This is a genomic window from Candidatus Hodarchaeum mangrovi, assembly GCF_975850365.1.
This window is the reverse complement of sequence record NZ_CDLCQJ010000095.1, coordinates 1-12908: the sequence shown is the minus strand read 5'-3', so window position 1 is coordinate 12908 and position 12908 is coordinate 1. Positions and strand designations below refer to the sequence as shown.

Annotated in this window: 11 protein-coding genes; 4 read left to right on the top strand and 7 right to left on the bottom strand. The window is 30.9% G+C overall.

Annotated features, from left to right (window positions below; all coding sequences use genetic code 11):
- Positions 1 to 154: 154 nt before the first annotated feature.
- Both ACWVCY_RS09520 and msrA read left to right on the top strand, forming a co-directional pair.
- On the top strand, positions 155 to 508 hold the full coding sequence (locus ACWVCY_RS09520; protein WP_455142414.1) for a hypothetical protein: 354 nt from the start codon (positions 155 to 157) through the stop codon (positions 506 to 508).
- Positions 509 to 1083: 575 nt separating this feature from the next.
- A complete protein-coding gene (msrA, locus tag ACWVCY_RS09515; RefSeq protein WP_455142412.1) occupies positions 1084 to 1551 on the top strand; it encodes a peptide-methionine (S)-S-oxide reductase MsrA in 468 nt (155 codons plus the stop codon).
- A gap of 166 nt (positions 1552 to 1717) precedes the next feature.
- Here the strand turns inward: msrA and ACWVCY_RS09510 are convergent, their stop codons facing one another.
- From ACWVCY_RS09510 to ACWVCY_RS09495, 4 genes are all read right to left on the bottom strand, one after another.
- Positions 1718 to 2191 (bottom strand): acyltransferase, encoded by a 474-nt coding sequence (locus ACWVCY_RS09510; protein WP_455142411.1) that lies wholly within the window; start codon positions 2189 to 2191, stop codon positions 1718 to 1720.
- 274 nt (positions 2192 to 2465) lie between these two features.
- Positions 2466 to 3272, bottom strand: coding sequence for an ABC transporter permease (locus tag ACWVCY_RS09505; RefSeq protein ID WP_455142409.1), 807 nt, complete (start codon positions 3270 to 3272; stop codon positions 2466 to 2468).
- A 2-nt stretch (positions 3273 to 3274) separates the two neighbouring features.
- Entirely contained in the window at positions 3275 to 4225 is a 951-nt protein-coding gene (locus ACWVCY_RS09500; protein WP_455142407.1) for an ABC transporter ATP-binding protein, read from the bottom strand.
- A 122-nt stretch (positions 4226 to 4347) separates the two neighbouring features.
- The gene (locus tag ACWVCY_RS09495; RefSeq protein ID WP_455142405.1) at positions 4348 to 5088 is read right to left on the bottom strand and encodes a hypothetical protein; all 741 of its coding nucleotides are present in this window, start codon (positions 5086 to 5088) and stop codon (positions 4348 to 4350) included.
- A gap of 2298 nt (positions 5089 to 7386) precedes the next feature.
- Between ACWVCY_RS09495 and ACWVCY_RS09490 the strand changes: the two genes are divergently transcribed.
- Positions 7387 to 8838 (top strand): acetate--CoA ligase family protein, encoded by a 1452-nt coding sequence (locus ACWVCY_RS09490; RefSeq protein WP_455142403.1) that lies wholly within the window; start codon positions 7387 to 7389, stop codon positions 8836 to 8838.
- Positions 8839 to 8909: 71 nt separating this feature from the next.
- On the opposite strand, the gene ACWVCY_RS09485 is transcribed toward ACWVCY_RS09490, so the two are convergent.
- The 3 genes from ACWVCY_RS09485 to ACWVCY_RS09475 form a co-directional block, all read right to left on the bottom strand.
- The gene (locus ACWVCY_RS09485; RefSeq protein WP_455142443.1) at positions 8910 to 9728 is read right to left on the bottom strand and encodes a ParA family protein; all 819 of its coding nucleotides are present in this window, start codon (positions 9726 to 9728) and stop codon (positions 8910 to 8912) included.
- Between the two features lie 6 nt (positions 9729 to 9734).
- Positions 9735 to 10172: a hypothetical protein gene (locus ACWVCY_RS09480; RefSeq protein ID WP_455142401.1), complete on the bottom strand. Its 438-nt coding sequence runs from the start codon at positions 10170 to 10172 to the stop codon at positions 9735 to 9737.
- A gap of 165 nt (positions 10173 to 10337) precedes the next feature.
- Positions 10338 to 11696, bottom strand: coding sequence for a M20/M25/M40 family metallo-hydrolase (locus ACWVCY_RS09475; RefSeq protein ID WP_455142399.1), 1359 nt, complete (start codon positions 11694 to 11696; stop codon positions 10338 to 10340).
- 183 nt (positions 11697 to 11879) lie between these two features.
- Between ACWVCY_RS09475 and ACWVCY_RS09470 the strand changes: the two genes are divergently transcribed.
- Positions 11880 to 12209 (top strand): SCP2 sterol-binding domain-containing protein, encoded by a 330-nt coding sequence (locus ACWVCY_RS09470; protein WP_455142398.1) that lies wholly within the window; start codon positions 11880 to 11882, stop codon positions 12207 to 12209.
- The last annotated feature ends 699 nt before the right edge of the window (positions 12210 to 12908 follow it).

The window sequence follows — 12908 nt, the reverse complement described above, 5'->3', positions numbered from 1 at the left end:
AAATTATGCTAGTTATTATTGAATTAATTGTTTTTCCTAGAGCATAATAATTGATCAGAAAATTCTTTTTGAAATCAAACTAATTGCAATTCATAATAGAATTCCTATATTCTAAAAACAACCATTTAACTGGTGAAAATTTGAGGTATTAAATATGACAGATTTAAAATTCATTGGTAGAATATTGGGTGCCGTAGGTGGACTTATAATGATCATTCTTGGAATTGTTGAACTGATAGAAGCTGTAGATTTACTCCAATTTAACTTACAGCTCTTTGATTTTAATATTATCAGTGGTGCTGTTCAAGGAAATCTTGTGGTAATAGCAATAGTCACCATCATATGTGGGACTATAGCTATATATGGTTATAAAGCCTTAAGTAATAAAGGGAAAGGTGATCAACTAGTTTGGGGAATTATTTACATTGTGCTAGGATTAATTGGTGGAACATTGGGTGTACTTCTTCTTTTTATCAGTGGAGTTGTGCTATTAATAGACTATTTTTAATTAAAATGAGTTTATCCTTTCCTTTTTCTTTCTAATATCCTATTGAAAAGGATTTGTGCTTCCTTTAGATAAAAACTCGAGGTTTGGATGAAGCAAGAATGATTCTTTTGTTAAAACAATCAAGAGCTTCTGAGAATTTTCCTTGAATAGCGAGAAAATTACGTTTGACATCCCAAACTTTGGGATCATTTGAATGAACTGAAATCGCTTTATTAAAACACACAGCTGCTTCGTCATTTTTATGATTACAAAATGGAAATTGTACATTTCGAATACGAAGCTGATAATTCTCTGGATCCTCTTTAATAATATCGTTTAATAGTTTGAACTAGTCTTGAAAGTTGGATGGCATGTTTTTTTTCTAAATAAGAATTACATTAAAATCATTTATCTGAATTATTTCGATATAATTTCTAAGAAGTTTAAATAATTTAGTTTTTAAAAGGGGAAGAACTAAAATCGTAATTCTGTTTAAATATTCAATAAATAAATACGAAATATAAAGGGAATAACTTAATTATCTATATTTATTGAAAGATATCAAGGTAAAGCCAAGCATTTTGTGAGGTTACAAGATGGAAAAAGCAACTTTTGCTGCAGGATGTTTTTGGGGAATAGAAGCACGATTTCGTGAGATCCCAGGCGTTATTTCGACATCAGTGGGTTATACAGGTGGGAAAATGACCAACCCCACCTATAAAGAAGTGTGTACAGGTCTAACAGGTCATGCTGAGGCTGTAGAAGTAATATATGATGAAAATCTTGTATCATATGATGAATTATTACAACATTTTTGGAATATGCATGACCCTACAACATTAAATCGCCAAGGACTAGATATTGGAACTCAGTATAGAAGTATTATTTTCTATCATTCAGATGAACAAAGAAAAAAGGCATTTGATTCTAAGAAAAAACTTGAAAACTCAAAGAAATTTAAAAGATCCATTGTTACAGAGATTAAGCCCATATCAGATTATTACAAAGCAGAAGATTATCATCAACAATATTACGTAAAAAACAAAAAAGGACTATTCATTTAACAATAATTGTTTTATTATCGTCTCAAGGATCTCTCTACCTGTCACTATCCAGGCTTAGTTGAGTTTTTTCTATGTAATGTGAATTTTTATTTGTGAATATGATGCCTATAAATAGAAAAAGAGCTCTAAAAACAAAAAAGATCTCGAGAGGTTTAAAGGATAGAGTTTATCTATCCTTAGAGCTGGTAAAATCCTTTACCTTTTTTACAGGAACTCCAACATACAATGCATTGCTTTCGAGAATCCATTTGGGAGGAATAGTTGAACCATAGGCTACTTTTGTATTATCTCCTATCTTTACACCTGGACCAATAATACAACCTGCACCAATTGTACAATTTTTTCCAATTATTATTCTCTGTCGAAACAATTTTCCATTCCGTATATGATGTCCCGAGACGATTGTTTGTGGGCCAATTAAAGTATTTTCCCCAATCTCTAGGATATCAAGATCCCACATCCTAGTAAGTATTGAAACACCTTTCTTCCGTTTGAAACCAAAGAATGTGTATAACCAATCAGGTTGAGGTGAATGAATAAATAATTTTTTGGAAAGGGTTAAGGCTATATCAAGGGTAGTTTCCTGAATAGACCATAAAATGACATCTAATCCTTCAATTTCACCTTCTTTTATTTCCATCAAGATTCGAGCAATTTTATTAATTATAATAAGTATGAAAAGGGTTAGAAAATAAGTCAGAAATATGGATAAGATAATCCGAAGAAAAATATCTTTAGAAATAATTGAGATAAACATAAAGCAGATTAAAAATAAGATACTGAAAAATAATACTAGGATTAGTTGTAATAGAAAGAATATCATGATTAACATCTCAATTTCGATTATAAAATTCCTTTAATGAGAATATTGATAATTATAGAATAATATTTGCTTGTTAATAAATTAATGATAATTAGGTAGAGGTAACTAATCTTTCTCGGTTAAAAAATGTAAGGGAAATTTTCAAAGTTATAAGATCAAAAACAAGTAATATCATTGTCCCAATGATGATCAACCATGTGTTAATCAAGAGTATGATCATTTGCCCAATAACTAGAAGCATAGCTGGAATCAATAAGATACCTGTAATTTGCTGAGCATCACGAACCGTTGAAACCCGTGAGCTAATTAGGACAGTCACTAAAATAGAAGCTAGACCCAGTAAGGGGGTAAAACAAATGACAAGGAGGATAAATCGAATATCTGGAAGGAAAAGTCTATCAAGATGAGTGTATAGGACAATATCGACTATAACAGCATAAAAAAGGCTCATTAACCATGTTAATCCCATGATTGGTATAAATGAAACACCTACTTTTGCAATTAATATTTCTAAATCAGTTAAAGGGAGAACAAACAGACCCTCAATTGTTTGTCGTTCTTTTTCTCCAATAATTGTATCAGTACTCACATAGCTCCCAATCATAACTGGAATAAGAAGAAGAAATAATTGTCCAAATATTGAAAATATTATAAGACTCTGTGCATGTTCTGATATGTAATTCCAATCAGGGGTAATAGCTGGTAATAACTCTAAGAATATTTTCAATTCGGTATCTGATGAATCAAGGGGAGCAGAACCCATTATTATTAGAATAAAAGCAGGGAGGCCTACACCTAAAAAAAAGGGCGCAATAGTTGTCATAAGTAGGACTTGACGGCTTTTATAGGCTTCATTCCAGTCTTTTTTCATCAATTCCCAGATCAATCTAAATTGCATTACTATTTTTCACCATTTAATGACATTATTTCTGCATAAATGTTTTCTAGAGATTCTTTTTGTTGTGTAACAGATAGAATCGGTACTTTGTGCTTGACTAGTTCCTCCACAATAGAAGGTGCAGTTTCACAATAATTTTTAATTTCTATGACAATTTTAGAGGAATCAGAGGTTAATAAAATATTTTTAACTCCTTTTAATGTTGATAAAATTTCTTTAAAAGGAGTTAAATCTATAGAACTTTGAATAACTAGCTTATCATCTTGGCCAAGCATTGAACGAAGTTCTAAAGGTGAACCCAATGCAATGAGTCGCCCTGAACTAATTACTCCAATCTTATCAGTTAATTTTTCCACTTCAGGAAGATTATGCGAAGCCATGATAATCGTTTTATTGAATACTTTTGCAAGTTGAATAATCATTGTACGCACTTCTCCCTGGGCAATTGGATCCAATGAAGCAGTAGGTTCATCCAAAAATAAAATTGAAGGTTCATGTATAATTGCCCTAATTATCCCTAATTTTTGTTTCATTCCACGACTATAGGATCCCACAGCGTTTTCTAATCGATCTTCTAATCTAAATTGTCTAGTAAGTTCTTTAATCCGTTTAAGTGCTTCCTCATGGGTTAAACCATACATTTTTGCAAAAAATAACAAATTTCGCTTTGCCGAGAGGCGAAGATATAGATTTGGTGAGTCTGTCTGCACACCAACAGTTTTTCGAATCTTAATTTGATCAGAATCAAGTTGATATCCGTTTACTAATGCATGACCATTTGTAGGAGAAATTAATGTTGTTAATATTCTAATTGTTGTTGTTTTACCTGCGCCATTAGGGCCTAGAAGTCCAAAAATTGTTCCTTCTTTGATTCCAAGCGAAAAATCATTTAAAGCAATGATATTTGGAGAAAAAATCTTTGTTAGATGATATGTTTCTATTGCAAGGGTCAAAATATTATCTCCAAGTAATAACGGATAAAGAAAACAAGTTTAAAGAATATTTAAACAAATCACTCTAAAAATAGGTTATTAAAGTCTTGAATAAATATTTTTAGATAATAAAATTTTTGTATTTAATCAAATCGCGATTCTTTTCTTTTCTTTTGCGCAAAAATCTCTTGGTTAATAAATAATGTCAATCTTTGTTGCTCTTTATCCATTGATTCCATTTCAATGCAGAATTTTTTCTCATATGTTTGAAGTTTATCTTCCCAATATTGTAATAATGTCTTCATATCTTGATCCCAAATCATAATTGAGTCTATGAAGAATTGAGAAACTATATTAGGGGGAACAGCACCAATATAACTTTTTGCTTCATCAATCTCATTAAGAAGGGAGTCTAATTCAGTTATGATGGAATTTAAAGTGATTTGAAATTCCTGACGCATATTCTTTAAGAAAGTCAAGACTATCTGGATACTTTCTTCCATATAATCAAGAACTGGATGAGAAACAGGAAATAGATCATCATGTCTATGACGTGTGATCCAGAAGAGCATGTCTAGTTTTTTTAAGGTTTTCTTAATTATTTGCAGATTCGATTTTATTTGCTTTTTTATAATATAATCAGATTTTTTTCTTAATTCCTCTGGAAATTCAATTATAGTTTGGTTGAAATTAAATAGAGAATTAATTAGAATAAATAATGTTTGACGTAGATCATCTTCACTATGATTGAAAATAGCTATAATTGTATTTACACTTTGCTGAATTTTCGCTAATCGATCTAAAATCGTGGTACTAATAGTCTCATCTACCTCATTAATAATATTTCTTAGAATGTTTTGAGCGGGAGGTTGTTTTTGAGACATAAGTAGAAATCCATTTTTTTTTGGATTTAAACCTATAAAAATCTATAGATTAATTTGTAGTATTTTTAATCTAAAGGGTCCACCGATGTGATAAATTATTGATATTAAATAAGAACATATTTATTACATTAATCAAAGATAAAAGCTAATGAAAGAGCACCAAATATTAGGAATAATAATATAATTAACTGCTAACCTGAATTACTTTGAAGAATTAATCATGCTGATTTTATGAAATATAGTGAGTTAGAAATTTAGAGGAATAAAAGGGATTCAACATAATATGGTAGAGATATAAAAAATCAAGAATATTAAACAAACTGAGTTCAAATCTTTGAAAATAGAGTGATTTAAATATCGCAAGGAAACTAGGAAATTTATATCAATCTATTTCACACTGAATTCGAGAGACTGTAAATAAAAAAAAAATCGGTTCTATGAGCTTATTTGAGTATAATTAGATGTTATTAAAAGTAGAGATTAGATAAAAATCTCTCCCTAATATCAAATTAGAAATAAAATTTCCTGATTAGAGTAGAATTTTGAACAAAACTTAATATTTTTCCTTTTTAAAGAAATTATTTATCAAGTTATTAATAAGCAATTTGTAATTTATTTTAATTAAAAGATGTGAGAAGATCTAAATTTAAATTTTTTGTAAAATAATAGAATCTGGTTATATAATTTTGCTTTTAAATACATAAAATTTTAGTAAATAAAGCTTAAATTGTTTTAATAGAAGGAATCACAGTTTATCTAGGTAAGATTTAAATTCTCAATGAAATGCATGATTAAACGACCCTACAAATAGCATGGTCATAAATTTAAATTATAAATTAAGAAAAAAAGGTGATTTATAATGGAAGAGAAAAAAAATCAACCAAAAAAGGAAGCTCCTAAAACTACCCCTAAAAAGAAATAAGCAGCTTCCAACTTCATTCTATTTTATTAATCTAATTAAATAAAAAATTGAAGAGGTGATATTATGAGCCGTAAACCAAAGGTAAAAGAAGATCCAAAGAAAAAAGTTGTCAAGAAGAAACCAATCTATGATGATGAAGATGACGACGATTGGGATGACGAAGATTAAGTATTTTTTCCTGTTTCTAACTCGGAGGGAGACATTATTTTCTTCTCTTAAGTTTTATAATCAATTTTTAATTTAGATTATTTGGTATATACTCCTTTTATTTTCTCTCCTTTTTTAATGTAATCTAATACAGTTTTTTAATTTGATCTAAAAAACGCCAAGGTTTGATTATTACCGATTTTAACATCAATCGCTTTGTTTCGCTAGAGAACATTTAAATCCTCAATAGAGAAAGTAAAAATATGACCCTAAAACTAAAAGGGTCATAAAAAACAACCCTCAATAGAAAAATAAGGTGAATTTGCATGGAAGAGAAAAAATCTGCAAAAAAGCAATCTCCTAAAAAAGCTGCTCCAAAAAAGAAATAGGTCAAATACCAATTCTTTCTTGTGTGTTCAATTATAATGAGTTAAAAATCGAAAAGGTGATATTATGAGCCGTAAACCAAAGGCAAAAGAAGACCCAAAGAAAAAAGTTGTCAAGAAGAAACCAATCTATGATGACGAAGACGATGACGATTGGGATGACGAAGATTAATTTTTAACTCCTGCTTTTGACTCGGAGGGAGGGATTCTTTTTTCCTTCCTTCAAAGTATTTCTTTTTTATCTAAGAAATCTTTTAAAAATTCCTCCCTTCGATTTTTCTCCCATTCTAATTTTGTTTTCAATTATTTGATATTTGGTTTTCAATTAACGATTAACTCTTCTATATATTAATAACAACTTTAATTTATTTTCGTTTTGCTAAAAGGTAGATTGAAAGATGTTTTCTTTAAAATCTAATTAATTAGTTAATTATTATTCATCTAGAAAGAAATTTTTTTATAATTTTTTAACAAATAGCTCATCTAACAATTAAAAGTGATTTATAATGGAACTATAGGATAATGAATTAAAATTGATACTTGAAGCTTTTGAAATCCTTATTAATCGAACAACAAAATGTGAATGTAAACCCATTCCCACTGATCAGCTCGTTATAAGAGATAAAATCAAAGCTTAATTATCCTCTAAGGAATGGAAGAATTTATTTTTCCTATATCTATTCTTTTTCCTTGTATACACGCTTGCATTCTTGAAATTCATATTCTTTACAGATAGGGTTAAAAAATTTTAATAAAATTTGTTCTAAATCAGAATAATTCAATTATATGATCACTATACTAAACTATTTAAAAAATAATCTGAGATATGTTGAAGAATACTTTATGACCCACTTTCTTGAACATTTGTTGAATCCTCGATCAATTGCCTTTTTAGGTGCTTCTAATAATCTCTTAACTATGGGAACAGGGCAATTATATACTTTAAAAGCACGTTTCAATGGATCAATTTATCCTGTCCATCCAACAGAGCATAAAGTTCTAGGTTTGACTGCTTATAGAAATTTAGAAGATTTACCTGAAGTTCCTGATCTCATCATTATTGTTTTACCTACCCGTCTTGTTACTGAATACCTAGAAAGAGCAGGAAGATTTGGAATTCCTTATGCTGTAATTGTTTCTGCTGGTTTCAGTGAGGTTGGAAATTCAAAGGAACAAGAAAAACTGAATGAAATAGCCCAAAAATATAATATGCGATTTATCGGTCCAAATTGTATTGGAATTATTAATATGCACTGTAATGGCTGCATTATTAATTGTACATGGTTTCCATTTGAACTTCCAGTTGGAATTAATGGAAATATAGCTTTAGTTAGCCAGAGTGGGTCATGGATCTCACAAATCCTAATATATGCAGAAAGAAGAGGATTAAGAATTGGAAAAGCTATTTCAGTGGGAAATGAAGCAAACATTTCTTTAACAGACTGCTTAGAATATTTTATTGATGATCCTGATATAAAAGTAATAGGAATTTATATCGAGGGTGTAAAGAAAGAAGGAAGACGATTTATTAAGATCCTAAAACGACTTACACAGCTTAAACCTGTAATTCTTATTTATGCTGGAGGGACAATTTCTGGTTCAAGGGCAGGCATGTCTCATACTGCCTCTCTAGGAGGAAAACCAACAGTTTATGAGACTATTTTCCAACATTGTGGAGTTATTCGAGCTGAGACGATGGAAGAGTTATATGAATTTAGTCATGCTTTTTCTTTGGCATATCCCCCGAAAGGAAATCGAATTGGGTTAATAACCAATTCAGGAGGTCCTGCTGTTGCTCTTGCTGATAGTTGTGAGAAAAATAATCTGGAGGTTCCTCTCTTCTCGGAACCATTGAAAGAAAAATTAAAAAGTATCATTCCCTCCGTAGCATCTCCAAACAATCCTATTGACCTTACCTTTGATTTGAATATCAGTCTTTTCTATCAAGAGATACCTAAAATAGTTTGGGAAGCTGGGGAAGTAGATGCATTGATCTTTTATGGAATTTACGGAGCTATTGCTCTTGAACGTTCTCTGAAGTTTACTAATTATGAATTTTCAGAAATATTTCCACTTGAAGCTATGGATATAGTTATGACTGAAGCTTTAACTACGTTTGCTGATTGGGTTCATGAAAATCAAATCCCTGTTTTGATGAGTTGCATTGACACTGGAGATGACGTAGTTAATTTTCTTCAGGAAAGAGGTATTCCAGTATTCAAATGGCCTTCTCTAACAGTCAAAGCTATGAAAGCTTTAGTTACATATTACTCAAACAAGAAGGAAAACAATTAAATCTGATTTTTTATAGAATTTCATAATATAATAATAACTTTTGATCTACTACCTCTCTACTTTGATGCCTATTAACTCATTTCCCATTGTTTAAAGTTTTGGTCACAGAATTCCTTTATGAACTGAGAAAAAGGGTGGTTTGGTTCTTCCGTGATATATATTCTCTCTGTGACGAAGGGGATTCTATAAAAAGTGTATAAAATCGGGATTGAAGGATTTTCTTTAAGGACAGAGGAGATTTTTCCTATATTTTCATTAGCAATGAAAATATCATGTTCACTGGGTTTATGATTCAAATCGTTTACTGTTTCTACTTGATTCATGACAGCTGTTAGTCGTGCTCCTTCCAATTTAGAATAACATTCTGATTTCATAAGCTCTAAGCCTTTAATTTCAGATTTCACAGGTCTGGTAACCACAATAATTTGATCTGCAGCAACAAGAGCGTCTAAAGATCGAAAAGTGACTCCTGGCATACAATCAATGAATAAATAATCATAATTCTTCTTATTACAATATCTAATAAATTCAAAAAGTTTAGTGAGGAATTTTCCTTCTCCTGATTGTGACAATTTTGTTCGAATTTTTGATGTTTTTTGTAAAACTTCAATATCAGAAAGGACAAATTCAAGGTTTCCAAATTCAGTTTTTTGAATTACATCTTCGGGTGAAGAATTTCCAATCAGAAAATCAGTAAAAGAAGATTTGTTCATATTAAAGGCAAGATTTTCAGAATAGCTTTGAAAATATGTCTGGAGAGAAGGAGCGCGTAAATCGAAATCAACGATTATCACCTTTTTGTGAAGTTGTGCAAGCATAACTGCTGTGTTAACTGCTAAAAGAGATTTTCCGACTCCTCCACGATAACTATGCCAAGCAATTGTATGCATACTCAACTATTCATCTACTCCAACTAATTTATATAATACCTCAGTTGCTCTAGAATCTGTTTTCGATTTTATACGCTTTTTAATGACAAATCCTTGTTCAGCTAAATATGTTAAATACCGTGATTCAAGACCTCTAGACCTAGTTGTTGTTTCAGCTATTTCTTGACTTGAAACCCAGCCATCTTTTTTCTGGATAGCTTTATATGTTTGGAAAATTCCTGGTCGATGTTCCTGCAGTCTTATAATATCTAAGCTTGAAGGAATTTCTTGATCTTTTTGCTCATTTAAATCTGTGGCGGACAACTGCGTCATATAAGGAGAATTCAAGAGAGAATGGGTTAAATTTTCAAGAGATCCTTTTACATCAACAATTTGTTGAGTTATTTTACGGATTTCAGCTAAAATCTCCCTAAGTAAGTTGTCAGCTAATATTTCATTTGTCATGACAGAAGTCCTCTTTTATACTTCTATTTTTCTGAATTAAATACTTGTTGATATACGATGATAATTGTCGTTCTCTGTTCAGATCAATATTAGGAGGGATTTAAATTAAAATATTGATTATCCTTATTTAACTTCTATCAAATTAAATATTATTCTGAATTTTTATTAGGATTTTGCTATATTTTCCATTAATCTAGCAATACATTTTTGGCCACGGAGAAAATCATTTACTTCTATATTTTCATTCGGAGAATGGGAATTACTTGCAGGGTTTCCTACTCCTATAGAGAGAACTGGCAAATGTTCAGTAAAAAGATACAATGGTCCAGAACCTGGATTCCACGGATGAAGAATGGGTTCATGTAAATAGATTTCTGAGATTGTTTTCTTTACAACTTTAACAAAAGGGTTATCCAAAGGAGTGTAAGCGGGTTTGTAGCCCTCAAACCATTCAATTTCAATATTAAAATTATTTTTTTCAAAGTGTTGTTTCAACTTGAGAACCACATCTTCTGGAGTCTGGTGAGGTACCAATCTAAAATCAACTTTTGCTTGGGCAATGGCTGGAAGAACTGTTTTTCCTCCATCTCCTTGCCAACCTGACCAAATTCCACAAATCGTACAGGTTGGACTTAAATAGTATTTATGCAATAATTCTTCCCCTTTTAGGTTTAATATAAATTGATCGATTCCCCAAGCTTCCTTTTGTTTATCTTCATTGAATGATTCTTTTATTCTTGAAATTGCTATGTTATATTCTTCTGTTGGCTGAATTATATTTTCATAAAAATTTTCTAACAATATTTTATCTGTTTTATCATCTCGTAAGGAGGCCAGTGCTGCAACAAGATGATTTGCAGGATTATGAACTACTGCACCTAATGCGGAATGAAGATCTTTTTTTGGTCCAGTTGTCTTTAATTGTACATAACAAATACCTTTTACACCTGCCCAAATCTCCTGCTGGCCTATTGCATTTTTTCCACCGAATTCCCAAATACAAGCATTTGCTTTCATATATTCTGGGTTCGAGGTTACAAAATCCTTTAAATGAGGGCTTGAAACTTCTTCTTCTCCTTCAATAATAAATTTAACATTGATAGGAAGCTTTTCTTTCAGATCTAACATCATTTTTACTGCTGAAGCTCTCACTATGATCTCCCCCTTATTATCAGCTACTCCTCTGCCATAAATTTTTCCGTTTCGAATTTCTGGTTCAAAAGGAGGACTAATCCAAAGGTCATATGGTTCAGCAGGTTGTACGTCATAATGATTGTAAAAAAGAAGGGTTTTAGGTTGGTTTGCATCATATAAAGCAGTAAATACTGGTTGTCCTTTAGTTTTAAATATATTAGTTTTAAAATCCAAAGGTTTGAAAATTGATTCAAGAATTTTAATGGCCTGTAAGGAATTATTTCCTCCTTTAGCTGTAACTGTTGGGATTTGGACTAATTTGAAGAGATTATTTATATGTAAATCATTATTTACTCTAAGATAATTATCCATTTCATCAATTGTGGTCATAATTTATCAGCTAATGTATCATTAGTAGTTTTGATAGAATCATTACAATTAAGTTATTGATTTTTCTATAAAACATAGAAAAAGAGTAAATTAGATCCTTAATATAGGAAAATCAATCCTTAGATATTTAAGAGGAATCCAAATTCCTTTCTCTATACCAATTAAAGGATGCCGAATCTCTAAATGTCAGAAGCAATTGTTAATGGTATCAAAAATATTCTTTTAAAATTAGACAAAGAGGAGAATCAGAAGAAATTTAGAAACTGGGAGAAAATAGTCGCTTTTTATTTTTCAGACATTGAAAAATCATGGTATAGTCAGATAACTGAAGGAAAAGCCAGTGAACCTATTGAAGGAAAACCAGAGAAAATAGATATTCAAATAACGACTGATTCAGAAACGTGGTTGAAAATTATTAATAAAGAAATAAAGATGATGAATGCTTTTACTTCTGGAAAATTGAAGGTAAAAGCGAGTATGAAGGATATATTAAAGCTTCAACAGGTTTTATAATTGTTCATCCAACCATTTTAGAAATTCCTCTGAAGCACTTTTAGAGGAAGGTTTTGTTGTAGGGGGAAACAAAAACCTTATTGAATCCTTAATAATACCATTACACTACCTACCTTTGATCGAGTGCTGGGAATAGAATTTAAACTTTCCTCATACGAATTCACCACTCTTTTTTTCTTATTATGCCTATGAATCAATCCTTATGGAGTCATTACTAGAGTTATATCTTCCATACTTCGTAATTTATAAACATCATGAGATTTAATCCCAAAACCATATGATTGACGGCGAAATTTCTTCATGATCAGGTCAGTAGCTAGTCTTAATGTACAAGGGTCATAAATGTCTCTTTCTTCATATGCTTCGAAAAAGATGGGTTCTCCTACTGATAAAGTGACTTTTTTTCCTAGTATAGGAAAATTTCCTCTATAAGTTAAGACCCTTTCGGTACCAATAATTCCAACAGGGATTTCGGTTGTTCCAGTTTGGAAAGCAAATCATGCTACACCTATGTTCCCCTCCAGATCTTTTTATGAATAGCGTATATGCCCTTCGGGGAAAATTCCTAACGCTTGTTTACAAAACAAGACATCCAATCCCCTTTGTATCATCTCCTTTATTGACTGGGATGACCTCCAAATAATCTGTCATTCTTCCCCAGAATCGATTTTACTATTGCACTGCCCTTTTTACTAAGAT